This window comes from Roseovarius mucosus DSM 17069 (assembly GCF_000768555.3).
GTDB lineage: Bacteria > Pseudomonadota > Alphaproteobacteria > Rhodobacterales > Rhodobacteraceae > Roseovarius > Roseovarius mucosus.
This window is the reverse complement of record NZ_KN293980.1, coordinates 96,947-123,288: the sequence shown is the minus strand read 5'-3', so window position 1 is coordinate 123,288 and position 26,342 is coordinate 96,947. Positions and strand designations below refer to the sequence as shown.

The window sequence follows — 26,342 nt, the reverse complement described above, 5'->3', positions numbered from 1 at the left end:
CTGGCATGGCCCAGTCCACGCCGCGCCCACGTGCCGCTGTATGCTTTCCCATCCTGCCACGGCGAGCCTCGCGGCAACATTGGGGGGCTCACCGGCGGAGCACCTAAGACGACGCAGCCCTGGCTTTCCGGTGCGTTGCCGCCTTCGCGCGGTTTCCGCAGATGCTCATGCTGCACCAACGCCGCTTGCGGTTTTTGCTGACGTCCAGAAAATACATCGTGCACGTTGGCCCTTCACAGTTTCTGACGCAGGAAAAATCGGCTTCGCAAATCAACTTGGCACAAGCCGCTGCAACACGAACCAGCAGATCGCGCGGAGTGCGCAACTCGATCTGCGTTCTAAGGGCGTGGGTCGGGGCGGCCCCCGTATCGCCCACATGATCCTGCGCGGTCTGCACGATCTGCATCGTTAATGTGCCGCCCAGCAGAATCGCGTTGATCTCTCTCACCAACTGATCGCTCACCGGTGGGTTCGTCTTTCCAGCGGCCTCTTCGATGAAATTGCGAAACACATCTCGGAAAGCATGAATATCCTGCAGAGCTTTTGTCATCTCTGCGGGGTCCGCGTCGTCGCGCAGGCGCGCCAACTCGCCCCTTTCACACAGCCCGGATTGCTCGAACCAATCCAGTAAACTGGCGTTGGTTTCCAGCCAATCTATCACGAGGCCCTTTGGGGCAGCTATCGAATTCAGGAAATCAAGGGCTGGGCTGTCTCCAATGAGCATTGGAGCAAGCCGCTCGGTCTCTGGTGCCATTTGGCCTCATCGCCTTGTTGGTGCGGGGTAGCCCTACACGATAACCTCTAAAATGTCCGATTGAAAGTTATTTCCGACCGGCAATTGTTCACAATAAAGTAACTTTCTTAACAACATTTTACCGGTTATCACCAAGAAACCATTAAACGTATCATTTGACGGTTACCAAGAGGAACACCGCATGAAATTCCCAACCCAGCACGCCGCAGCCCTTGCTGCGGTATTGCTCAGCTCTGCCGCTTGGGCAGAGTCTCAGAACGAAAGCCAGACGGCCTACCACACCCTGGAGGTCGATGGCGTTTCCATCTTCTACCGCGAGGCAGGCCGAAAGGATGCGCCGACACTTCTGTTGCTGCATGGCTTTCCCTCATCATCCCATATGTTTCGCGAGCTGATCCCGAAACTTGCAGAAACCTACCATGTCATTGCGCCGGACTACCCGGGCTTCGGGCAGTCTTCTGCGCCGGATGCGGCGGCCTATGACTATGATTTTGCAACCCTTGCGCAGACCATCGACGCCTTTACTCAAGAAATCGGGCTGACCGCCTACACCTTGTATATGCAGGACTATGGCGGGCCTGTTGGCCTGCGCCTTGCCGTGGAACACCCGGACCGGGTGGAAGCGCTGATCTTTCAGAACGCCACCATCCACGCCGAAGGGTGGAATCCCGACATAGTCGCGCAGTTCGCGCCTTTCTGGCTAGACCGCACCGTCGAAACGGAGAAACCCCTGCGCGCTTTGCTGAAGGCCGAGGTCACGCAGTGGCAATACGTCCAAGGTTCAAGTCGTTCCGATCATCTTAGCCCGGATGCATGGTCCCACGACCAGGCCGGGCTGGACCGCCCTGGCAACGCTGAAATCCAGCTCGAATACTTGTGGAACTATCAAGACAACGTCGCGCGCTACCCCGCATGGCAGGCCTATTTGGCACGTGCCCAGCCGGACACTTTGGTGGTCTGGGGCAAGAATGATCCGTTCTTCACCCTCGATGCCGTGTCCGCGCTGCAAGCGCTTTTGCCCGATGCCGATGTGAAGCTCTTTGATGCGGGTCACTTTGCGCTGGAAACGCATGTCGCCGAAATCAGCGATGAAATCCTTCAATTCATGGCGCGCTAAGCTGCGCACCCCCAACAAACGGAAAGAGAAACGAGAATGACGAAAATCCTGCATATTGTTGCGTCGCCACGGGGCGAAAACTCGCAGTCCTCAAAATTGACGGAGGCTTATCTTGCGGCACGCAAAGCCCATCAACCCGACGTCGAAATAGATGTCATTGATCTTTGGCACGCAGACCTGCCCGAATTCGACGGCGACAAAGCCGCAGCCAAGATGACATTCTTTGGCGTGGGTGAAATGGACGAAGGCGGCCAATCGGCCTGGGACCAGATCGTCGCGATCACCCGGCGTTTTACCGATGCGGACGAATACGTTTTCTCCGTCCCGATGTGGAACTGCGGCGTCCCCTACAAACTGAAACACTACATCGACCTCATCACCCAACCGGGATTGCTGTTTGGTTTTGACCCAGAGGCCGGATACAGCGGTTTGCTGGAAAACAAAGTGGCACGCGTTTTCTACAGTGCGGGCGTCTACGCCCCCGGCGCACCGGCCAAATACGGGGCGGATTTCCACGCCTCCTATCTGTCCTGGTGGCTGAAATTCGTCGGTGTATCCGAAATCTCGGACGTCCGGTTCCAACCCTCGCTTCTGACCGCGGACCCCGACGGCGACCAGAAAGCCGCCGTGCAACGCTCTGTTGCACTGGCGCATTAACTGCACCTCAAACCCAAGGAGTTTATCATGAAACATGCACTTAAAAACGCAACTGCGGCGCTGATCACTGTTGCTGCCATCGCCATCGGCGCCCTGAGCGCCGGAAGTGTTCAGGCGGACGAAAACACCAGCCGTGCTTACGATGAAATCGAGTTCGTCGAAGGCGCACCAGGTGTCCACTTTGGCCTACTCTGGGGCGATTGGAACACGGGCCCGTTCACCATGATCGTTCGGATTGAAGGCGGGGCCAAAGCCCCCGACCATTACCACGATGCCAACTATGATGCGGTCGCGATACAGGGCTCCTGGGTTCATACCTACACCGACGGGGTTGAGCATGTGGTCACGCCGGGGTCCTACGCCCGCCAACCCGCGCTTGAAGTCCACGGTGATCGCTGCCGTGGTCCCGAAGACTGCATCATTCTGGTGCAAATGGACGGCCCCAACACATTCGTCGTGGCGGAATAGCATCTGGTTACCGAACACTCCGAGGGCCGGGCACGCTTTCGGAGTGTTCACGACATCTGGGCCAACACCTGGTGAACCAGTGACGGGACGGTAGAGGCGAACTGCGGGTTCGAGCGCATGATCGCAACCGAGCGCTGCGCGGCTTCAAGCGTCGCCACATCCTGACCGATTTCAAGCGGAGACTTCTGCCCCACTTGATCGCCGTCCAGGTGCGCCGCCCCCTTTGCAATGCGCCCCATCTGCAACGCGGGCGTGATGCGGTTTTCACAACGGCACGGGGCTGATCGGGATTGAAGACTGCAATTTGATTGCAGAAAGCCGCTGACCGTCAATCGGGCGCGCCGCACTCTCTGGCGGTAGGTGCCCGCCGGAATTTCCAGGATCTCACTGGCCTCCGTATCGGTCATCTCGAAGATGTCCCCAAGGATGTAGGCCATGCGCAGAGGCCGTGACAGGCACACCAACATGGCCAAAGTGCACCCCACTTTCACCTCCTTCAACGCCAGTTGATGTTCGATCTCCGTCAGTTCGAGATGCGAGGGCGCTCTCTGACCACGGCTCAGGTCATCGGCGAAATCTTCAAAGCTCAGGCGCATCCTCTCGACCCGCCCCAGCCGTGCGGTGTGGGACAGATGACGGGTCGCCACGCGAAAGGCCCACGCCCCGGCAAGATCTGTGTCACGCACTTCCCCTAGGTGGGTGATGATCTTGATCAGGATTTCCTGCGTGGCGTCCTCTGCGTCCTCCCGGTGGGCGAGCATCCGGATTGCGAGGTTTAAGACAGGACCCTTGGCAGCGTTCACAAGTGCTTCCAGCGCCGCGCGACTTCCCTGTCGCGCGGCCTGCACTTGCACAGGATCAAAGCGGATCATGCAGCAAGAATTCCTTTCAGTTTTTCCAACTCGGTTGCCAAGATGACCTTCTGCGCCTCCAGAGCGCCTTCCAAAGCCTCGAGCGGAACCGGAGGTGCCATCAACACAAAAGAATAGATGGATTCATCCGCCCCATTCGGGGTGATCCGGGAATAGGCCGTAGCCACGGCCCCGTCAGGAAAGGTCATCAGCCAATCGACACTGCCCGCCTCTCGCGAGGTCACAGTCTGCAACCCGATTGAGACTTCACCATTCGGTGTCACCAGATTAGCGGAATTGGCATCGGCTCGCGAAAACGCGTTGGTCCATTTCGGCAGGTTGGCGGGCTGCGAAATATAGTCGAACGCCGTCTCTGCAGAGACTGTAAAGCCGATGGATTGCACGTCGAAGTTTTTCATTTTGGTCTCCAAGTTTGCCGCCGCGAAACTGCGGCAGATACCTATGAAGAGGTCTCGACGCGCCAGAGTGTTACATAGTGATCCACTTTTTATTGTCACCACACCTGGCAACAAGCGATCCATCAGGGGCATGGTCATGCTGCCCGGCTCCGGCCAATTCTGCGCCGCAAACGGTCAAGGGCAATCTTTGACCTCCGGCAAGGCCAAAAAACTGATACGTGGACACCATTCAGACCGACAAGGGAACTGATTGATGACTGAGCACAACATCATGTCGCGGCTGGAAAAATCCATGATAACGGCCTTCCTGTCTGGCCAAACCTCGCGGGTTTTCTGGATCAACGGCTGCCAGCAGGCGCAAACCATCACCAGGATGGACATTTCCGCGCCGATGCTCATGTTCCCGATTATCGGGCAAAAGAGGATCATCGCAGATCGTCAAACCTATGGCACACAGGCCGGAGAGGTTCTTTTGCTCCCCAAGGGGATACGATGTGACGTCGAAAACATTCCCGAAGCAGGGCAAAGCCGGTTTCTGGGGGCGTCCCTGGTCTTTGACCGGCAGACCTTGGATTTGTTCGACAAGGCGTATTCAGACAGGTTGAAGGACTGGGACTTGACGCCAAAGTGGAAGGCCGTCGGGTCAAACGAGGTTTATTCCTTGATCGCAGACTGGATCACCCACGACCAGAATTACCCCGCGGACCTGACCCAAGCCCGCCACAGGTTGGTCGAGATTCTGCTTATCCTGGCGCGGCAAGGTTTGGCTGGAAACCTGCTGTTGTCCCACAGTGAAACCCTGTCTGAACGGATCACCTCTCACTTCAAGACAGATCTTTCACGCGATTGGTCGGTCAAGGATCTGACCAAAACCCTTGCCATGAGCGAGCGGACATTGCGCCGTCGCCTGCAATCCGAAAGGACAGGCTTTCGAGAGCTGCTCGAGGATACGCGCCTGAACCAAGGGGTGGAACGTGTCATTTCATCGGACATGCCAATTGGACAGATCGCCTTTGAATGTGGCTACCAATCGCAATCAAGGTTCGCGGAGCGGTTTCGGCTCCGGTTTTCCATGAGCCCGACCGAGCTGCGCGCAACGCAGAAACGGCCGATCGCAGACCTTGTATCACTGGACCGACACCGCGCGCGCAATTGACCGTTTCAAGCGCAGGCTTGACCATCCGCAGCGCGAAAGCCGACCGCCCATAGCCCATGTCTTTTCCAGCGTTTCAGGAAAGGAAAGCTATGACTCTCTCACTCAAACCTCTGTTGCTCGCGGGCGCACTGGCCGCGACGTTACCCGCCCTGGCGATGGCCGATGCCACCATTTCTTTACCAGACGTGGGCTTCGCCCCAGAAGGCATTTCGCATGACACATCCGGCAACCTTTATGTCGGCAGTTTGACACAAGGCCGTATTGCAAAGATCTCCCCCAAGACGGGCGAGGTCACAGAATTTGCTCCCGCTGGCGCGAACGGTTTGGTGACCGTGGTCGGGGTGCATGTCGAGGGGGATCAAACCTTTGCCTGCTCGTCCGATCCGGGCATCGGCGCGCTGACGGGCACGTCGGCTCCCGCGCTCGTCGCCTTCGACACCGAGACCGGCACCCCCACCGGCCGCTACCCGCTGCCGGAGGGCGGCATGTTTTGCAACGACCTTACAGCACTCCGCGATGGCACGATCTTGGTCACGGATAGTTTCGTTCCCCGTATCTACGCCCTGAAGCCCGGCACAAATCAGCTTGAGGTTTGGCTCGACGATAGCCGCTTCGCGGGCGAAGGGTTCAATCTGAATGGTATCGCCTATGACGACGGGGCCGTTTTTGTCGCGCGCTACAACACCGGCACGCTGCATCAGATCGACCTTGGCGCTCATGGCGAGGCCGGAAAGATCACGGATCTGAAAATGTCGGCAGAGGTCCACGGCGCCGACGGTTTGACGGCGCTGGGCGGGCGTAGGTTCCTCATCGTCGAAGGGGGCGGATTGCACGCAGGCGCGCGCGGTGCGCTTTTGGGGGCAACCGTTTCCGAAGGTGCGGTCGATCTTAGCACCATTGCGGACGATCTGAACGTGCCCACCACGGCAACCGTGATTGGCAAGACGGCTTACGTCGTCGAAGGCCAACTTGATCATCTGTTCGACCCGAGCGCCGGCCCCGCCGATCCATACCGCATCCTTGCGATCGAATTGCCTGAAACGTTTCAATAATCACGAAAGGAAAACAGCCATGACCGCACATGTTATCGTCATCGCGAAACCCGACCCTGGCAAAGCCGCAGGGGCGAAAAAATACGCCGAGTCGGTTCAGCCCTTGCTGAAGGCCGCAGGCGTGGCACCCAAGCTCAAGGGGCCCATTGTCGAGACCTTGGCGGGCAAGAGCAGCCCCGCCACGGCGTTGGTTCTTGAATTCCCGGATCACGCCGCCGCGAAAGCGTTCTTTGAGCAAGAGGCGTATCAAGACCTGATCCCGCTGCGCGATGATAGCTTTCTGCACATGGAAATTCACATTCTCGGGCCGAGCGCCTGAATACGGACTTGGCGCAGTGCAAGCTGCGCCAATCTCCGGCGATCAGACATTGCCCCCTCCTCACACGGACTTGACGCGGGTGTGAAGAAAATCTGCTTTCAATTAATAAGAGACTGGTCTATTTTTATTTGAACACCACCGGAGGAATCCAAGATGGCACGCCCCAGAGATCAGAACACACATATGTCGCACCGCGAAAAGCTTCTGGATGTGGGCGAACGCGCCTTTCGCTCAACCAGCTTTTCCGAAAGCGGGATCAACGAAATCCTCTCGGAATCAGGTGTTCCGAAAGGGTCGTTCTATCACCACTTCCCCTCCAAAGAGGCCTTTGGGATCGCGGTGGCCGATCGCTACAACGAACGACAGATCGAGGCAGCCAGACTCTGTCTCGAGGATCCGTCGCTCCCGCATATCGACCGCTTGCGCCGCTTTTTCGAACAAGCCCGCAGCGAAATGGCCAGCCGCAAATTCCAGCAGGGATGCTTGATGTGCAATCTCGCGACGGAACTCGCCGATGAAAGGCCCGCGTTTCAGGCCGCATTGGATGCGCATTGGTCGGGCATGACCGCCGTGCTGGCCGAGTGTTTGGAGAATATCGACCTGTCCGACATCGGCTTGCAGCATCTCACCCCGGCGCAGGCTGCCGACTGGCTTATGAACGCTTGGAGCGGCGCACTCACGCGCATGAAGGTCCGCGGAAATGACGAACCGCTCGCGCTCTTCATGCAAACAGTTTTCAAAACAAAGGAACGACACCAGTGACATCTTCAAACACAATCCTCATCACCGGCGCCAGCCGCGGCATCGGTCTGCTCGCGGCCAAAACTCTCGCCTCACGCGGGCATACCGTGTACGCGGGAATGCGCGACGTGACTGAGCGCAACAAAGACGCCGCAGCCGAACTTGCGGCTTTTGCCCAAGGGCGCATCATACCGATCGCGCTCGATGTCACCGATGAGACCGCTTGCACATCCGCAGTTGCAACCATCGAAGCAGAGGCTCCGATCGACGTCCTGATCAATAACGCCGGCGTCATGCCCGTAGGCCTGACAGAGGCCTTCACGATGCAGCAAGCCAAAGATCTGTTTGACGTGAATGTCTACGGCATCATGCGGATGACCCGCGCCGTTCTAGGGCATATGCGCTCCAGAAAGTCGGGGCTGATCATAAGCCTGAGCTCCGCGGCAGGGCGCTTTGGGATGCCTTACTTCGGGCTCTACTGCGCCAGCAAATGGGCGATGGAAGCCTATTGTGAATCGCTGCACTATGAACTGGAACCCTTCGGCATCGAGTCGATCCTGGTCGAGCCGAGCGGCCACGGCACCGATCTGGTCACAACGGCCCCAGCCCCCGCCGACACCGCGCGTGTTCATGACTATGGGGATCTTGCGCTAGGCCGTGACCGTCTGCTGGGGATGTTTCAGGGCATGTTCGATCAGGGGGACGCGAGCACGGATGCCGGCAATGTCGCAACCCAGATCGCGAACCTTGTAGACATGAGCGCGCCGCGCCCGATCCGTACCCAGATCGGGCAAGACATGGGCGTATCTGCCGTTAACGCGGCCGTATTGCCCATTCAAGCCCAGCTCATCCAAGGCCTGAAACCTGTGTATACGGGAGGCATGTAAGTGGCCAACAATAAACCCAAACTGTTCCTGTTCGCCGTGATCCAGGTAAAACCCGAATATTTCAGCGCGGCCAAGGCCGCGCTGGATGAGATCATCCAGCCTACTCTGCAAGAACCAGGTTGCCACGTCTTTTCGGCATTCGTCAGCAAGGATCGCAGCGACACGCTGCATCTGTTTGAATGTTTTGAAAATGAGGACGCGCTGAACGCCCACTATGCGCAGGACTACACGACAAGCGTCTTCAAGAAATACGAGACATGGCTCAGCGCGCCTGTCGAAGTGACCAAGATGTATGCAAGCTCTCAAGTGAGTTGGGAACAGTTCCATGCATGACGTGGCACTGCTCGTAGGGGAATTCCCCGGCGCCTGGGGCAATCTGCGTGGACCACCCATTGCCCCTCATGCAATGATGTAAGATCAGGCGCGACCCACCTTAAATGTCCAGTGGAACAGCATTTCAGAGCTTCATTCCAACGAGGTTTTGCATCACAGAAAGCTGAAGTCATCCAACGTCAGATCCGCCGCGCCGACACCTTCGACAAGAATCGTATTGCCGTTGACGCTCATTTGCGCCCCTGCCGCCGTGTCGGTGATGTTCATTGCCATGACAAAACCGACAAGGCCGTTTCCGCCATTATTGATGTTCTCCACGCCCGTGTCCGGGTTCACGATGCGAATAAAGAAGCGGTCAATCCCGTCCTCGAAATCGGTGATCACATCGCTCTCACCTTCAAAAAACGCCGTAAACACGAACTGATCACCGCCGCTGCCACCGGTTAGGATGTCGTTGCCGGCGCCCGCGTTGATCGTGTCATTTCCCGCGCCTCCGTCGATGGTGTCGTTACGACCTCCACCCGCGAGGAAATCGTTGCCATCGCCACCCAAGATGCTGTCATCACCCTCGCCACCACCGACCCGATCATTTCCAGCCCCGGCATCGATCGTATCGCGCCCTGTACCGCCGCCAATGTCATCATCCCCACTGCCAGCGTCGATTATATCGTTGCCAAAGCTGCCTGACATGCTGTCATTGCCGTCACCGCCTGAAAGGCTGTCATTCCCGGCGCCGCCCGCGACCACATCATTGCCCGCCCCACCGGAAACGGAATCGTCGCCGAACCCTGCCCCGATGATGTCATTGCCATCGTCGCCACGTAGCGTGTCATTACCTTGTCCGCCGCCGATATTGTCATTGCCGGGGCCGCCACTGACCGTGTCGTCACCATCCGCGCCCGCAATCGAGTCGTCGCCATCGCCACCAGACAGCGCGTCGTTCCCATCTTCGCCAAAGACGCCGTCATCACCCTCAAGCCCACTGATCGAATCGTCGCCCCTCTGCCCGATCAACGTGTCGTCACCAGATCCACCGGTAAGTGTGTCATTCCCCGACGTTCCGGTCTCCTGTCGACCGACAGACGGCAAGCTCAACACTTCCGCAAGACTGAGCGTGGCATCCGAAAAGCGGAACTGCTCGATGCCGACGACCGTATCAGTGCCATCAGGCGAGGCAAGCGTGAGAGAGTCGCCGTCTTGCGCAATCCTGACATCGCTCATGGCTGCCGCAAGGATCATCACATCAAAGCCCACACCCCCAACGAGGCTGTCGTTACCAAGTCCGCCCTCAAGCGTGTCATTCCCCGTACCTGCGTCGAGGGTGTCATCGCCCAGCCCGCCATTCAGCAGGTCGTCCCCCGCAAACGCCGTAAGGCGATCCCGCCCGGCCCCACCGAACATCTCGTCGCCTTCAGATGTCCCGGCGACGGTATCATTGCCGTCCCCTCCGATCACGCGCTCGAAACCGGCGAAACTGCCCGATGCGGGAACCGCAACCTCAACCAAAGCGATCTGAAACGCTGCAAAGCCGCTATCCTCAAGCGAGGGCAGTATCCTCGTCACATCGTCGGCACTATTGGATTGGCTTGGATTGGCCTCGAACACATCAAGGGGTGTCAGGGACACACCGGCAAAGATGCGCGCTTCTGTGCCATCGCTCTCGGTGACGCCGTCGCCATCCGGGTCAAGGTCTGCCCAGCGTGGGATGCGATCAGTCAACGTAGCGATATAACTGCCCGTGACGAGGTTCAGGTCGACAGAGCCCGACGCCGTGCCAAAGTCCAGCGTATCGAACCCGGTACCGCCATCAAGGCTCTTTACGCCAAGTCCGACCACGACAGTATCATCCCCGGCCCCTGCGGCGACGGTATCGTCTCCTGTGCCTGTGATGAGAATATCGTCGCCGCCTCCGCCCTCAAGACTGTCCTGCCCTGCGCCGCCCGAAAGCATGTTGTTCTGCGCATCACCGATCAACCGATCATCCGCGCCGGTGCCGATCACATTCTCAATCGAGATCAGTACATCGGACCCAAAGGTGCCTGTCGCGGTGCCCGTTTCAAGGTTGACCGTCACCGCGCCAAAGCTGTCCGCGATAATCGCGCCGTTCAACCCGCCGGGGCGCGCCCACGCGTAAGACGCGGTGTCATTGCCTGCGCCACCATCGAGCCGGTCATTGCCGCCACCGCCGTGGAGCAAATCCTCATCAGCCCCACCTTCAAGCGTGTCATTGCCTGCACCGCCATAAAGCTTGTCACGCCCCCCTGCACCGCGCAGCGTGTCGTTTCCTCCACGCCCGAGAATCTGTTCGGACTGGCTACTGCCGTCTACGAGATCGTTGAACTCCGTTGCGATCACCACCTCGAAGTCTTGCAGGGTCATACCGACCTGCTCAGAGTTGTTAACAGGCAGACCGTTGAACGACATGACTGTGCCCGCCGCGAGATCGGCAACGATGCGCGCGTTGAAATTCACATTAAAGGCAATCGTATCATAGCCTGTGCCACCATCGGCATGGCCACGAAACCGCTCTATCTGCACTACATCGTTGTCGGCCCCCATGAGGGCCGCGTTGTCAGTGCCGGCATCGTCATAGACTGCGAAATCGTCTCCCGCGCCGCCGCGAAATATCCCGCCGCCGCCAGAATTGAAATTTCCAATATCGTTGCCATTGCCAGCATCCACATCGGCAAATCCGTTTTCCCCGTCGAACCGGTCGTTGCCGTCCTGCAACAAGAACACCGCCGTCGCGCTGCCACCGGGGGCATAAATTGCGTGATCGTCAAAGTTCCCCAAGGCAATCTCTTCGACGCCTCTGGGTCGCACCGAAAAGAAGACATCGCGCGCGTTGCGCAAATCCTCGCCCTGCACGGTTGTTTTATGGGCACGCAGTGTGAGGGAGATCGCACTTTCGACGCGGTAGAACCATCGCGCATCCCCCACCCCGTCGAGTTGCAGGCGATCAAAGCCACCGCCACCCTCGACCTGAAGCGCGGTCGCTCCGCCATCGACCTCTTCGATCAGGATTAGATCATCGCCCTCACCACCGTCTATGTTTTCAGTGCCGCCGGTGCGGATCACGTCATCTCCGCCCGCGCCGTGCAAGAGCCGGGCGCTTGGCGCACCAAACAACGTATCGGCCAGGTCCGATCCCATGAACCCTTCAACACCGTCGGTCGTATCCGTCGCGATCAAATTGCCTGCCAGATCAAACCGGGAAATGCGGCCAGTATCTGCATCAATCCGCACCGGGCCGCTGTCTTCGATCCCCTGCATGTAGGTGTTCAGTTGCTGCAAGATCGACGGATCGTCGCTCTGATCGTTGATGTCGAAACGGATCGTATTGGAAGAGCTTGTATAGGACACAACGTCAAACCCGTCGCCACCGATATAGTGATCGCTGACCCCGGCTTGCGCCGCACTACCTGAAATCATCACATCAATGTTGCCCGCCCCGGCATTGATCACATCCGCGCCGCGCCCGCCGATGATGTAATCATCCTCGCCGCCAGCGTCGATCGTGTCATTGCCACCCAGACCCGTGATCACGTCGATCCCATCGCCTGTATAGATCGCGTTAGCGCCTTCGGTGCCGCGGATCTTGTGATCCTGATCCGGAGAGGCAATGACATTTTCCAGGGAACTAAGTGTATCCTGGCCTTGTCCGAATGATGTCCCCGCGATCAGATCTACGGTCAGGCGCGAATTTGCCCCTCGGAGCACCTGAAACGTGTCGATACCGGCACCACCATTGGCCTGATCATCGCCCCGTCCTGGCACGAGCACATCGTTGCCTGTCCCGCCGTTCAGCTGATCGTCCAAGGTCGAGCCAAAGATCCTATCATCACCCCCAAGGCCATTCGCCACATGAAATCCGTTCACCGGAGTTCCAGTTGAATTGAGAAAGAGAAGATCATCCTCGGCAAAACCATTTCGGTCGCCGTTCAAGACAGAACCGCCGATAAGCGCGTTGTTCAGTTCCGCTCCAGTAAAGGAAATATCCGTAAACACCACATGGTCGCCATCCTGAAGCGCACTCAGGACGTCGATGCCGGTGTTGACCTCGGTTTGCGGCGCAAGATGGCTTACGATGATATCCCCGGCATCGGGATCACGTGCCAGTTCATACTCGGTGAAACTTGCCCCGAAATAGAACAGATCGTCGCCTGCGCCACCATTAAGCAAGTCAGAGCCGGCCCCGGCGATAAGCACGTCATTACCGCCGCCGCCCAAGATCGTATCGCTCCCGTCAAGCGCATCAAGTATGTCGTCGCCACTGTCCCCGGTCAGCAGGTTCGCGACATCATTGCCCCAGCCGGTCGGCCCCTGATCGGCATTCCCAGCGACGCCACCAAAAAAGGCGTTCTCCACAGTATCCAACAAGGGAAGCGTGCCAAGCCCATCAACGATATATTCCAACAGGAAATCCTGAAGGGGCTGAATCAGTTGTTCGAACGCATCCAGCAAGTTGATCGAGGGAATAAGCGCATCAATCACCGCCTCGGTGGCTTCCAGGATGTTGTCGAGGTTCAGGGTTTCAATGACAAAATCAATGACCGGATTGACGATAAGCCCGACCAGAAAATCAACCGCGTTCAACAGCGGCTGAATGGGTGCTAAAAGGCTCTCGGCCACGCTGAGAGGTGCCTTGAGGAAATCAAAGACCTTTGCGATTTCTTCCAGATCGACAATCTCGCCAAGAATGCTGTCAAAGTCGATGTCGACCAAGACAGCAAGAAATGCGTCCACCTCTGCCTTGACGTTGGTGTAGAGGGCTTGGACTCCCTGGATCAGGGCATTACGCGCGGCCATCTGCGCTTCGATTGCCGCATTCAAAGCCGTGTAATCACCGCTCCACGCCTCGGCATCCCGGTTGGCCACCTCTAAGGCGTCTACAAAATTCCCCGTCGCGGCAGAGGCGATTTCCAGCTGTCGGATGCGCAAGGCTAGCGCGTCCGTCACGGCGCTGAACGTAAGCGCCGCACCTGTCAGCCCGGTTTCGATTGTCTCGACAAACTGGCCATCTGTTTCGGTCTCTGGTGTGGCCGCGTTATCTTTGCCGCTGATTTCGTCGAACTTGTCGTCGATGCTGTCAACCACCGGTTCGATCCGGTCCAGAACGGTTTTCAAAGCCGTCACCGGCGTCTTGAGCGGCGAAACAAACCCGGCAACGGTCAGAAGATTGGTCACCGTAAAGAGAGAGTCGTCGACGCTCTCTGCCGTTTTATCTGCCGTCTTGTATTTCTTCACGCCAAACTGGGCTGTGGATATCAGCGTGCCAATGCGTGACGTCACATCCTGAAGCGCTTGTAATCTAAGAATTGTCTGTTCGGTGCGCGCCTTGTAGGCGTCCAGCTCAAGACCCATGCAAACTATCCCTTTTATCTCAGCGACGATAAAACCTGTCGCGATCGAAATTGTTTTTTGACAAGAACGAAGAAAGTAATATCAAAAAGTATAACAAAATTTGCAATTTCGGGCAAGGATCAGTCCTCTTGGGCCCAATGTGACCTGCATTCTCGATTATATACACGCCCACGGGCGGCAAGCGGATGTCGCCGCATTTGGAGCTCTGCGGCACGCTTGCGGTGGATTGGCGGGGATATTGTCTTTGGGGGATGCGCAAACGACAAGGCCCGCAGCGAGTGCGGGCCTTAAGTCGGATAAGTTGGTTGCGGGAGGGCGCATAAACCTTGACCGAACCAGCGCTTTTCTAAACCGACAGTGAACCCGACCTACTAATTTCGAATTTTGCCGTCTATGAGTTGGACGTTGCCGGAAGAAGCTGTCAAAAATATCTAACCCTTTACGGTTAAATCACTATTTTGAGGATCAAACTTGGACGATGCCGCATCGAGCCAGAGACCGTTTGACGTACATTCCCTACTAACGCCCTACTAACTAGCAATTATCCTCAAGCCATCACACCTTGCAATCTAAGGCTTTTAGGCAATGCTAACGCCATTGATCTATCCCTCTCCTCCGGAGTTGGAGAACATCGGTGCCGGAACAGGTTAACCCATCAAACATCATTTGATGCCTGATGCGTGGCTGTGCCTGCTAGCCACTCGAATGCCTCGCGAACCCAGGCAGTCAGCGTGGCCCGACCAGGATAGCCTAAGGCACGCAGCGTCGATGAAATGCAGCGCCTCTGGCTGGGATAATGCTCTAACGCTATCTGCTTCTGTGCCGCCGAAAACTTAGGCGGGCGCGGCATTGAACGTATCGCCAAATCCTGCCGACGCTCATATTCTCCATACCAGCCCTTCAAGGCATCCTTCGTTGGATATCCCAACTCACGGATTGCGGCCCGCAAGCATTTGCCGAGCTTGATATAAAGCTCAACCGCGCGCATTCGCTCTTCGTAGCTATACATGAACTATCTCCAAGATAGTCCAAGTTTTTGTCCGCACCCTCGGCGGGTCAAATCTCAGTGACATCCAACAGACGAGGCGCTCATTCTTCTCGAAAGGCTTTCTCGAATTGATCTAACAAAGGCCGAGCGAAATAGGCCGCCGCAGTTTGTTCTTGGGTGGAGAGATAGACTTCGGTTGGCATGCCCGGCATCAAGGCGAGACCGTTCAGCCTTGCAAACTCTTCGGGCGATATATCAACATAGCCGATATAGAACGGCTCACCGGTGGATGCTGAAATTGTCGTTGCTGGTGAAATGTGCGAAACTGTGCCGAGAATTTCAGGCGTTGTGCGATGGTTGAAGGACGAAAACCGGACACGAGCCGTCTGATCAAGATACACTTGGTCGATGGCTGTGGTCGGGAGTTGAACCTCTATCCGCAACTCGGCAGACGCCGGGACAATTGTCGCCAATATTTCGGCTGGGGTGATGACCCCGCCTTCGGTGAACACTGACAGTTCGTTAATCCGCCCGGAAATTGGTGCGCGTATTTCAGTACGCGAAAGCCTATCCTGCACCGCGGTCAACCGGTCTGACAGTTCCTGAATGCGCGCCTCTACGACAGTTAGCTCGCGTTGGGCCTCATTTCTTGCGATCTCATCCACGGAAAGAATCCGCATCTCGATCTCGCTGATCCGCGAACGGGACCGCGCAATATTGGCGTCAAGTTCGCCAAGTTTGCCACGCATCTGAACCAGTTCGCGCTTTGCTTCATCGACGCGAGGCATTTGGATCAAGCCCTTCTCGAACAGGTTTACAATGCGCGAGTGGCTTTCTTCCACAAGGGCCAATTCATCTGTCAACGCCGAACGCTGCGATACCAGCGCCACAATTTCCTCGTCTACCTGAGCGATACCGAGTTTGAGTTGTTCGCGCTGATTTTCGCGGTTCGCAATATTGCCAGCGTGGAGGCGTAGTTCACCTGACATCAATTCGTTTTGCTGTGGATCAGACATAGAGAGACGCTTGGAAAATCTGACCTCTACCGCACCCTCACGGTCTGCAACGAGACGCGCGCGTCGGACCTCGGCCTCGTCGAGTTGCGCGGAAAGGATTGAGAGCTCTGCTCGCGATTGCGCGTCATCAAGACGAAACATAATCTGACCGGCCTCGACTTCGTCGCCCTCGCGCACGGAAATCTTTTCAACAATCCCACCGTCGCGGTGCTGAACCTGCTTGAGGTTCTGATCGACCTTGACTGTCCCCATTGCGATTACTGCACCGGTCAAATTCGCATTGAACGCCCAAGCACCCACGCCTCCTAACAGCCCAAACATCATGAGGATGCCAAGTATAATGCGTCCACGGAGCCGGTCGAAGGCCGCTGCCTTTTGAGGCGTGTTTGTCACAGAACCAGATTTAGCCATTCCAATAATCCTTCTGTTCAGTGCGTTAGGCGTGTTCTATCACGAGGATGTGGTCACCTTCGATCCGCAACTCTAGGTCTATGACCCTGTCACGGTTGAAATCGACTTCAATGACGGTTCGGCGATAATCGTCGCTCCAATCGTGGTGATAGGTCAGCCGGGGTTCATCCACGTCGAGCGCGTCGGCGTAATCATCCAAGTCATCTTCGATACGCTCCTCGAGGGATTTCTGCGCTTTTCGGATTTCTCTGTGACCCGCCCCCGAGCCGATCCAGATCCGGTCATCGCTATCGAAATCATTGATCTGATAAAATGACCGGACGATATCAACTGTGTCGCCCTGTACAAAATTGTAGAGATCTGAACCGCCGTTGCCGGTCAGGGACGCCTGTCCAGACCCTGCGCGAAAATGGTCGTTTCCAGTGGTTCCAACATAATCCTCGAACCCGTCGAAACTGTCGTCACCGATGCTCTCGCCAGAGGCCACACCCATGATCAGATCGAGTTCAACACTGTCTGTCGCACCTGAATAGTTAAGTTGATCGTAGCCCGCATCGCCGGAATAAGTATCGGATGCCCCATCGTCGTCTGCGACTATAATGTCATCGCCTTCCCCGCCCGAGACAGTATCTTCGTCTGTCCCCCCCGAGAGGATGTCGTTGCCGTCTCCCCCATAGAGGCTATCTTGACCAGCGTCTCCGAATACAATGTCGTCGTCATCTCCCCCATCCAGAAGGTCGTCTCCGTATCCTCCGAACAGCACGTCATTCCCAACTCCGCCTTGGGATATGTCGTCGCCATCATCTGAGGAGATTACATCGTTGCCACTGTCACCTGCGAGTAGATCAGCGCCGCCCCCCCCAGACAAGGCGTCGTCACCGCTGCCGCCAAAGATCTGGTCCGCGCCGCCACCACCGTTGAGGGCGTCATCGCCAGCGTTGCCATGGATGACATCGTCGCCAGCCTCGCCTTGCACGTCGTCATCTCCGGCGCCTGCAATGACCGTATCATCGCCGCTGCCGCCAAAGATCTGGTCCGCGCCGTCACCACCGTTAAGGGCGTCATCGCCAGCGTTGCCATGGATGACATCGTCGCCAGCCTCGCCTTGCACGTCGTCATCTCCGGCGCCTGCAATGACCATATCATCGCCGCTGCCGCCAAAGATCTGGTCCGCGCCGTCACCGCCGTAAACCTCGTCATTGCCGGTGTCTCCGTGGATCACGTCGTCGCCGCCCTCGCCATAGAGACGGTCGTCGCCTGCACCACCGGAAATCCAATCGTCGCCATCTCCTCCGGCAATCAGGTCATCCCCATCACCGCCGAACAGACTGTCGTTGCCATCGCCACCGGAAATATTGTCATCCCCTGCGCCGCCGTAAATTCTGTCACGCCCTCCCAACCCGGCCAGATTGTCGTCAGCGTCCAACCCAAAAATTGCGTCGCGCCCTTGCGTGCCAACAATCAGGTCTTCGCCATCAGTTCCCGTAAAGACATTTTCAACCACGTTCAAAATTGCGGTCTGCTCAATACTGAATGCGCCATCGCTGATCGAGAACGCGATTTCAACTTCGCCCAGAGCCTCTGTATCTGCGAAATAGCGCCAGCCATCGCCTTTGGGGTCCATATGACCCGAACTGCTGCCGGTGATTGAGACCCCAAGAAGATCGCCATCTTGATCCCGTGTTTCAGAGAGAAGGTGAGCCAAGGAAATCGCTAAGACAGCTCCGCTACCGACGTCCCCAAGGTACACGGAACTTAAATTGCGCGGGGCACGGTTACGATCCTGAGGGTCGGTTTCGATTCGGTCAGGGTTTTCTTCCTCTGCCACATTTGAGGGATTGTCGGGCTCCGTCTCGCCGCTCCGATCGGGTATGGTTGGTGGGGGGGTTGGTTCCGCGGTGTTGTTCTGGGGAAAATTGTTTCTTCCCGGGAACAAGCTGAATGGAGGGAGAGTGGTATTTGCGATCACGCGTGGAAACTCAGCACCGGAAACCAACTCTGTAAATGGTTCGAGGAACATGCTGTCAAATCGGCCTAGAACCACCGGATACCGGAATGAAACGATTGATGGTTCGTCTTCAACCCAGGAATCTTCAGCTCCACTATCGCTGTCGTCCGGGACATTCTTTTGTTTTACCAGAGTAGATTGGTTGCGGCTTGCATTGATATTTTCGGTGTCGTCCTCCGGCGGTTCGTCTTTTGCCACGGCAACAATCTGAGGGTCAGACCATAGAAAGGAGCGAAGATAGAGGCCTAAACCTATGAGGCTGCCGAGCCAGCCGCTGAGGAGTTTCGTTTGACTGCGTTCGGGGTGTTCCAATCCCATAGGGTCGGAGGGGTCAGGGTGTTCGGTCGGTGCGGAGCGGAAGCTTTTGACGTCAATCATGATCAGCCTCCCTTATTGGCCTTGCGCCCCGCGTCTAGCATGTGACTTGCGACATGCGTCGCTGCCGGGCGCTGTTCTGCGTTCACGGAAGGCTTGGTTGTGCTGGCGACCGAAACAGGTTTCGGGTTCAGGATCTGGTCTCTTGGACCGAAAGCGGTAAGCTTGCCAGCCTGGATCACACCGATCAGGTCGCATGCCTGAAGCGCCGACGGTCGGTGAGCGATCAGAACAACGATGCCGCCGCGTTTTTTGACTCCCTCAATTGCCACGGTAAGAGCGGCCTCTCCTTCAGGGTCAAGATGCGCATTGGGCTCGTCTAGGACGACCAAGAACGGTGACTGGTAGAGCGCACGCGCCAATCCCAGACGCTGCCGCTGTCCGCCCGAAATCGACGTGCCCATCGGCCCTAGGTATGTCCGGTATCCGTCTGGAAGCCGCACGAGCATTTCATGCACATTTGCGGCGCGTGCGGCAGCAACGATCGCCTCTGGGTCAGGCGCTTCAGCGAGACGCGCGATGTTCTCTTCGACCGTCGCGTCGAGCAGAGCGACATCCTGAGGCATGTAACCGATATGCGCCCCGAGATCGTCGTCACTCCATTGCGTCAACTCCGCACTGTCCAGTCGAACTGATCCCCGCAACGGGGGCCAGATGCCGGTCAATGCGCGGGCCAGCGTGGTCTTTCCTCCACCACTCGGCCCAATGATCCCGACAGCTTGTCCTGCCGCAGCCTCAAAGGTGATGTCACTGAGCAAAACTCTCCCGGTTGCTGGCGCAGCTACAGTCATGCCCTCCACTTTCAGGTTATACTTCGGGCCTGGTAGCCACATCGGCTTGGGTTGATTTTCAAGCACGTCGACAGTGTTGCGCAAGCGACGCCATGACGTGCGCGCGGATTCCATGTTCTTTGCATTTCCAATTGCAAGGTCGATGGGCGCCATGGCACGGGCCGAAGCAATGGTTGCCGCAATGATGGCACCGGCCGACAATTCACCCTGAATGGTGAGATACGCCGCAAGCCCGAGGATTGACGACTGCAGCAACATCCGCAGCACGCGCGAAATGGCACTATACGTGCCTGATATGTCACTTGTTCGAGTCTGAAGTTCGAGGTGCCGATCATTCGCGGCTGAGAAACGCGCAACGGCCCGCGACGCAAAGCCCATTGCCTTCAAAACCTCGGCGTTACGTGCGTTCGAATCCGCGATTGCGTTGCGCTCAATTGTCGCTGACACGGTCGAATTGCTCCAACTCCGGGTCCGCAATTCCGCCGTGATCGCAAGTGTCGCAAGAACAAACGCACCGCCAATCGTCAGGGCGCCCAGCATCGGATGCAGGAAGTAGACGAACGCGAGGAAAATTGGCATCCACGGCAAGTCAAACAATGCAATCGGGCCTTGAGAGCCAAAGAAACCCCGAAGTGTATCAACATCGCGGCCCCGTTCGAGGGCCTCGGAGGTGGAATATCCCAGACGTGGCATGTCAACGACCAATTGATGTGCGACGGGTGCCAATCGCCGGTCCAATCGCGCACCAACACGAATGAGAATTTGGGTGCGAATTACGTCGAAGACGCCTTGAAAGAGATAAAGCCCGACTGCCAGAACTGAAATAGCGGCAAGCGTCGGGACGCTGCCGCTGACCAGGGCTCGGTCATAAATCTGGAGCATGTAGAAAGCGCCGGTCAATGCCAGAATATTGATGACCCCTGAAAGCAGGAGCAGAAATACAACCAATCCCTTGATGCTACCGAGCGCTTTGGCTGCCGCGTTCCCGGACTTGTTCTTTTGATTCGCCATGATGTGCTCTCGCGTCTGAAAAATGAAATGTGACCGAGCCAATCACTCCGGGCAGGAGAAGATCCGCCCGGAGCTATTGTCAGGCTGACTCAGAGCTGAAAATCGTCCTGAGTCAGGTCGTGGCGGCCCCGTATCGAGATGCTGAAATCAGGCGCGTTATCACCTTCAATGTTGCCCTGAATTACGGTCACATCACCGTCTGCACCGGTCTCGTGTGTCACGAGGAGCTGTCCGCCGCCTGTGAAGGCGTCAGAGACGAGCGTGAAGGTGCCGTTGCCAGATCCAGAACCGTTCGCGTCGATCTGCGAGAGGTCGATCTTGTCGCCGGGTTCAAAGGAATTGATTGTATCCCCGTCGGCGTCCGATGCTGACAGGAAGCGATAGACGTCATTGCCTACGCCACCGTCCATCTCGTTTTGCGCACCGCCTGCGGTGATGACATCGTCACCTGCGCCCCCGATGAAGTTCTCGATACTCCACAACACGTCGTTCCCAGATTGGTCACTTGACGCATACCCGCGTCCACCGACGCCGCTTCCAAGATCGACGCTGGCATCGGCTGTGATCTGCGACATATCGAGGGTATCTGTGCCTGATCCGCCGCTGACGTGATCGCCGTAATAAACGTCGTCACCATCGTTAGCAGTTGCCACGAACAGATCAGACCCGGCGCCACCCACGACAAAGTCATTGCCAGCCCCGCCCTCGATGAAATCGTCACCGCCTTCACCGAAGAGCCTGTCATTGCCGCCGTCACCAAAGACCATGTCCCGCCCGCCACCAGCCAGAACATTGTCGTCGCCGTCGCCAGCAAAGATCATGTCTCGTCCAGCCAAGGCCAGGATATTGTCTCCTTCAGCACCGCCAAAGAGCGTGTCGGCAGCAGCCGTTCCAATGACTTGCTCTGACGCTGCAAGAGGCGGCGGCGTTACCGTGCCGTTATTGGCATCAGTTTCGTTCTCCTCGTCGTCGTCCTCGTCAGTGTCGCCTTCGCTGGCGTCGCCGTCGTCACCCTCTGCGGTGTCGTCGCCTTCAGCGACGGCGTCGTCATCGTTCTCTGCCGTGTCGTCACCGTCACCGGCAGTGTCATACTCCTCATCTTCGTCTTCACCGGTGGCATCGAAGAGGCTGTTGCTGATATCTGTCAGGCTGGTGTTGCGGGCGACAATATTGGCAAATGTCGTATCCTCACCGAACTCCTGATAGAAATCGAAATTGTCAAACCGGTCGATGTAGTAGAACCGGTCGCCTTCTTGCAGGCGGTCGAACTGTTCATGAAGCACGACCCAGAAGGTCTGACCAACCATTCCGCCGTTGACATGCTTTTCAGCAAGACCACCAGTCCACAGATCGACGCGGTCGATGCCCTTGACGATCTTGCTGCCGTTTGAGCCATCCTCAAGCATGACGTCAGGGTTCACCTCGACAAAGGCGGCAATCTGAGCAGGTGTCTCCAACACGAGGTCGGGATAGGCCTCCATCAGCCGCGCCATATCTTCGTCGCTCACGTCATTGCGCGCCTGGAAATCCGCCCAACTCGTATAGGGTGACAGATCGCCGGCGAGTCCCACAGCTTGAGAAACATAGGGATCGGTCGAGGCTGCAAGCTGGGCGCGAACTTGGTTCATCGTCCCAAGTCCCACATCCCAGCCGCGTGCGACGTTGAACGAGAAGAGATCGGCATTGATCCGAACAAGATCGGATCGGATCGCCTCAACGATCTTTAGATCGACTTCTTCCGCCGCTTGCACCGCCGTGCCGCCGATAATGGCTGCGACGCCGTATTGTGCATAGCCGGGTGCCGGAACATATCCCTGCGGCAGCGGTGCGTTGAAAACCGACGGATCATTGCTCGGGTTGAGGAAGGCGTCGTACAACGGCACCTGAATGAGTTCCCCATTTGGCCCCTGAACCTGCAGGTTCTCACCGACCAGCGAATGACCAAAGCGATAGGCTGCAGCCGCGAACTCGTGAGTGATCCGGGCATCAACGTCGGGATTGTAGCCATCCCAGCCATGGTCATCCGTGCCACCATCCGCACTGCGCAACCCGCCAAGAAGCTTGTCCGCGAACTCTTGGAACACAACGCGCTGATAATCGCTCTCGTTGAGCATCTTGGCCGCTTGGAAAATTTCCTCGTCGCTGCCCTCAAACCCCTGCATGAGCAGATTCTCGACGTGGAAGTTATGGTTTCGCGCCCAAACTGTGTGCACCGATGTCAGCGCGAAGTTCTCGTTCGCGCGGCCATCGCCCGCCACCCGGTGATCAAGCAGGTCGATGAACGGATTGGCGTCGAGCAGCAGAGGTTGCCCGGACCCAAGGAAATCAGACGCAAGCGCCTGCACCATGCTTGGGTCAATCTCGCCGGTAATCTCATCGACCAGACCCGGAAGAACATCCTGAAGCCTTGCCGCACCACCCGGCAAACCAGCATCTTCAAAGTATGTTTCCGCCTCCCAGTGGTGCAGGATCAGATCGCGCAGGGTCGGCAAGAGACTGAAGGCCGGGTCCGAAGGGTCGGCCTCGCCCCCCAGAAGCCGCATGCCAAACCCATGCGCTCCATCGCTTTCGCGCAGGAATTGCCCAACAAGCTCATGACTGCCATAGGCTTGGTTCTGGTCGACAAAGGGCGATGTCATGTTTGTATGTAGCGGCGTGCCGTTCTCATCATAGCCCGCAACTTCCGCGCGTGTCAGGTCTGCGGGATTGTCGGACGTCGGGCTGCGTTCCGCACCCGGTCCGCCAATCTCGACCGTGCCGAATGCAGGGTTCTTGGGGATGAAGTCGAGTCCGTGATCAAAATACTGACCAAAGGCCATGAACAGCGCATTCGCGTTCATCGCATTGGGGGCTACACTAGCGTCCTGAGGCCCAAGGATGTTGGAGATCGCACGCGGATCGAGACCATCAAAGATCGGATTGATCTTGCGGTTACCAAATTCATCGGGATCGCCATAGCGCGCCTCGGTCAACCTGATGAATGGCTCGCCCGCCGCGCCATACGCCGGGTTGGCCTCATTGTTGTCCTCACCACTCAGCGTTCTGACGCCGGTGGCTTCTTCGGTGTCATCGTCGCCTTCAAAGGCCAACTCGCCGTTGACGAGGTTCTTCAGACCTTCCAGATCGCGGGCGCTCAGCGAGAATGATCCATCGGCGACGTCATCGTCGGACGGCGTACCACCACCAACACCGGGCAATCCGCTCGATCCATCGAACGTGACACTCGATCCACCACGGCTCACCGTGACCATGCCGTCTTCGTTGACTGTCACAACCGGGTCACCGATTCCGGGCAGTTCGATCACGTCTTGCGGCCGCAGGGTGCCAATGATCGTGTCGTTGCCACCCTCGCCTCTAAATACGATCCGGTGTGCCGATGTCAGAGCAGTGATATCTACCGTGTCGTCGGCAGCCGTGCCATTGACGGTGATCGTGCTGAAGTTAAGACTCGTTGGAACAAAGTTTCCGACAATCGTGATCGTATCTCCACCGACAACGCCGCCGTTTGGCACGCCGTTTCCGTCATTTGCGGACACTGCGAGGGTGTCGATAGCGATCTCCTCGATGTTGTCCAACTCGGCGACCACCGTGGTTGTCGCCCCGACAGTGCGGGTGATCACGATCTCGGTCGTTGCCAGGAAAGATGTCCCGAGACTGGCTGCAAGGCCAGCGTTCTGGCCACCTGACATGGCGTAGACAGTGAAGGTTTCAGCCTCGGCATTGCCCTCAAGTCGGAAGGTGTCGTTGCCGCCTCCGCCATCCACCAAATCGCGCCCATCGGTTGATGCCTGAATGATGGTGTCAGTGCCGCCACCGGCCACGATGATATCGTCGTCCGCGCCGCCGTTCAGCACATCATTGCCTGCACCGCCGTCCAGCACGTCAAATCCGCTCCCCCCATTCAAAACATCAGTGCCATTCTGTCCGCTCAGGATGTCGTCGCCACCGTTGCCGTTGAGGGTGTCGTTTCCGCCGATTCCGAAGAACGGGCTGACACCGGTCAGCAAATCGTTGCCAGCGCCACCGTTGAGGGAGTTGTTTGAAAATGGTGTTCCATTCAGCGTCACACCAGTATTCTCGGCTACCGCAAGGGTAGGCTCGGAATAGACTGTCTCAAGCGTACCGCCCCCGTCGGTGAAGCTTACTTCGACGCGAAGCTGTCGACCGATCTCACTGATGTCGCCCAAAAGCTGCTGAATGAAGTTTGGATCATTCGGCGTGAATGTCGCATTGGTCGCACCGGGAATGTCGGCCCAGACCGCACCATCAAGAAACTGCCACTGGAAGCTGAAGGCCCCAAGACCATTCACGTCCGCAATGCCGCTCGTATCCACCGTCAGAAGCTGACCCTCGATCGGCGAGACCTGGCCGTTGGTCGGGGTTGGATCGTTGATGACAGGCATGCCTGTCGCCGGCCGGGGAAGCGCAAAGTCTCCATCCGCAAAGCGCAACAGCTCTATGTTGTGCAGCGTGTCGATGCCGTCATCGATCAGAACAGCGGGATTGGTGCCAAATCCGGTATGTTCCACCTGAAAGACATCGTTTCCAAGGTCAGTGATCGTGTACTGGTCGCGATTGTCGTTGAACACGGCGATGTCGATGTCATCCTCTTGTCCACCGTTGAGAATTTCGCGGAAGATGTTCATCTGGGCCGGTACGATGGTGCGCGAAACCAGAAGTTCAAACAGGCTTTGTCCTACCCAAGCAGGGTCCACCCCATCCTCTGCGGTAAAGATGTGCCGAAGCGTATCGACCGTTACAATTTCGTTCGCTGCTGTATTCTCGTCATTCGGATTACCGGTGATACGAATGCGCACATTAAGCCAGCGGTCACCGTCGATGATATCGTCGCCACCATTGCCAGTGATCAGATCAGAGCCCCCACCGCCCATGATGATATTGCCATTCTCCCAGAACTCTGCGCCGTTCAAAAGCGAGACGATATCCGAAAGGCCATCAATCCGGTCGATGCCCGCTTGATCGAGCCCGTCATTGAACAGCTCACCTTCCGCGCTCTCTCCGGTTCCGGGCGCAACGCGGTCGTCACCGATCAGCGTGTCGTTCATCTGCCACCCTGACAATCCCTCGACCTTGTCAAAGCGATTGCGCAAGATATCCTCTTGGTCGGTGGTGAAGATCTTGATGCGCATGTCGGCATATGCATCAACCGCCACACCTTTGTACGAGACCCAGTCAAATCCGAACATGCCCTCGTTGCGCATTACGCTCTCACCTTGGATCATGATGTCGTCGCCGGATTCAGCGTCGAAATCATGCTCGTCGGATCCTGCGAACATCACGTCATGACCGATAATCTTACTGTTGAAGAACAATTCAGAGTTATCCCCAGCAGTGACGTCGAAGCCGTCACCTGCCTCAATCCAGTCATCGCCCTCGTTGCCCAAGAGAAAGTCGGCACCGGCTCCGCCGAGGATGAAATCGTCTCCTGATCCACCGAATACTTCCGCCGAGTCGACCCCGAGGAATATGGCATCCTTGCCCGTGCCGCCCATTAAGACATCAAGACCATTCGCAGAGGCCATAACGTCATCGCCAGCCTCGCCCTTAACAGGCTGCTGAAAAAGTCGGCCCTCGACGCGGTTATGAGAACATGATTCACTTCC

The 26,342-nt window shown here is 57.2% G+C and carries 17 protein-coding genes and 1 pseudogene; 9 read left to right on the top strand and 9 right to left on the bottom strand.

Translation table 11 applies throughout. The annotated features are described in order from the left end of the window. Positions 1-103: 103 nt before the first annotated feature. The gene (locus tag ROSMUC_RS11670; RefSeq protein ID WP_037273230.1) at positions 104-754 is read right to left on the bottom strand and encodes a CGNR zinc finger domain-containing protein; all 651 of its coding nucleotides are present in this window, start codon (positions 752-754) and stop codon (positions 104-106) included. Positions 755-977: 223 nt separating this feature from the next. Between ROSMUC_RS11670 and ROSMUC_RS11665 the strand changes: the two genes are divergently transcribed. From ROSMUC_RS11665 to ROSMUC_RS11655, 3 genes are read left to right on the top strand one after another with little or no spacing between them, the layout of a single operon-like run. Further along, entirely contained in the window at positions 978-1,871 is an 894-nt protein-coding gene (locus ROSMUC_RS11665) for an alpha/beta fold hydrolase (RefSeq protein ID WP_206018448.1), read from the top strand. A gap of 36 nt (positions 1,872-1,907) precedes the next feature. Beyond that, on the top strand, positions 1,908-2,528 hold the full coding sequence (locus tag ROSMUC_RS11660; protein ID WP_037273225.1) for an FMN-dependent NADH-azoreductase: 621 nt from the start codon (positions 1,908-1,910) through the stop codon (positions 2,526-2,528). Between the two features lie 27 nt (positions 2,529-2,555). Continuing rightward, positions 2,556-2,996 (top strand): cupin domain-containing protein, encoded by a 441-nt coding sequence (locus tag ROSMUC_RS11655; protein ID WP_052115329.1) that lies wholly within the window; start codon positions 2,556-2,558, stop codon positions 2,994-2,996. A 47-nt stretch (positions 2,997-3,043) separates the two neighbouring features. Here the strand turns inward: ROSMUC_RS11655 and ROSMUC_RS11650 are convergent, their stop codons facing one another. After that, complete coding sequence (locus ROSMUC_RS11650; protein WP_037273223.1) at positions 3,044-3,868, bottom strand: RNA polymerase sigma factor; 825 nt, start codon at positions 3,866-3,868, stop codon at positions 3,044-3,046. Further along, positions 3,865-4,404, bottom strand: coding sequence for an SRPBCC family protein (locus ROSMUC_RS11645; protein ID WP_245875168.1), 540 nt, complete (start codon positions 4,402-4,404; stop codon positions 3,865-3,867). Before ROSMUC_RS11645 ends, ROSMUC_RS11650 begins: the two co-directional genes overlap by 4 nt. A 115-nt stretch (positions 4,405-4,519) precedes the next feature. On the opposite strand from ROSMUC_RS11645, the gene ROSMUC_RS11640 reads away from it, so the two are divergent. The 6 genes from ROSMUC_RS11640 (at position 4,520) to ROSMUC_RS11615 (ending at position 8,754) form a co-directional block, all read left to right on the top strand. Further along, entirely contained in the window at positions 4,520-5,422 is a 903-nt protein-coding gene (locus ROSMUC_RS11640) for a helix-turn-helix transcriptional regulator (protein WP_052115328.1), read from the top strand. 89 nt (positions 5,423-5,511) lie between these two features. Further along, complete coding sequence (locus tag ROSMUC_RS11635) at positions 5,512-6,474, top strand: NHL repeat-containing protein (RefSeq protein ID WP_037273216.1); 963 nt, start codon at positions 5,512-5,514, stop codon at positions 6,472-6,474. Between the two features lie 19 nt (positions 6,475-6,493). Then, complete coding sequence (locus tag ROSMUC_RS11630; protein WP_037273214.1) at positions 6,494-6,793, top strand: DUF1330 domain-containing protein; 300 nt, start codon at positions 6,494-6,496, stop codon at positions 6,791-6,793. A gap of 153 nt (positions 6,794-6,946) precedes the next feature. Next, positions 6,947-7,555 (top strand): TetR/AcrR family transcriptional regulator, encoded by a 609-nt coding sequence (locus tag ROSMUC_RS11625; RefSeq protein WP_037273212.1) that lies wholly within the window; start codon positions 6,947-6,949, stop codon positions 7,553-7,555. After that, positions 7,552-8,421, top strand: coding sequence for an SDR family oxidoreductase (locus tag ROSMUC_RS11620; protein ID WP_037273211.1), 870 nt, complete (start codon positions 7,552-7,554; stop codon positions 8,419-8,421). Before ROSMUC_RS11625 ends, ROSMUC_RS11620 begins: the two co-directional genes overlap by 4 nt. Next, complete coding sequence (locus ROSMUC_RS11615) at positions 8,422-8,754, top strand: putative quinol monooxygenase (protein WP_052115327.1); 333 nt, start codon at positions 8,422-8,424, stop codon at positions 8,752-8,754. It abuts the gene before it with no gap. 153 nt (positions 8,755-8,907) lie between these two features. Here ROSMUC_RS11615 and ROSMUC_RS21565 read toward each other — a convergent pair whose 3' ends face one another. From ROSMUC_RS21565 to ROSMUC_RS21190, 6 genes and pseudogenes are all read right to left on the bottom strand, one after another. Beyond that, positions 8,908-14,118: a calcium-binding protein gene (locus tag ROSMUC_RS21565; protein ID WP_037273209.1), complete on the bottom strand. Its 5,211-nt coding sequence runs from the start codon at positions 14,116-14,118 to the stop codon at positions 8,908-8,910. A gap of 703 nt (positions 14,119-14,821) precedes the next feature. Further along, positions 14,822-15,127: pseudogene (locus ROSMUC_RS20850) on the bottom strand (IS3 family transposase); the annotation flags it as partial. 80 nt (positions 15,128-15,207) lie between these two features. Continuing rightward, complete coding sequence (locus tag ROSMUC_RS11605) at positions 15,208-16,533, bottom strand: HlyD family type I secretion periplasmic adaptor subunit (protein ID WP_037273207.1); 1,326 nt, start codon at positions 16,531-16,533, stop codon at positions 15,208-15,210. 25 nt (positions 16,534-16,558) lie between these two features. Beyond that, complete coding sequence (locus tag ROSMUC_RS11600) at positions 16,559-18,919, bottom strand: calcium-binding protein (protein ID WP_146005685.1); 2,361 nt, start codon at positions 18,917-18,919, stop codon at positions 16,559-16,561. A 2-nt stretch (positions 18,920-18,921) separates the two neighbouring features. Further along, a complete protein-coding gene (locus ROSMUC_RS11595; RefSeq protein ID WP_037273204.1) occupies positions 18,922-20,718 on the bottom strand; it encodes a type I secretion system permease/ATPase in 1,797 nt (598 codons plus the stop codon). A gap of 89 nt (positions 20,719-20,807) precedes the next feature. Continuing rightward, positions 20,808-26,261 (bottom strand): peroxidase family protein, encoded by a 5,454-nt coding sequence (locus tag ROSMUC_RS21190; RefSeq protein WP_075571736.1) that lies wholly within the window; start codon positions 26,259-26,261, stop codon positions 20,808-20,810. Positions 26,262-26,342: the final 81 nt, after the last annotated feature.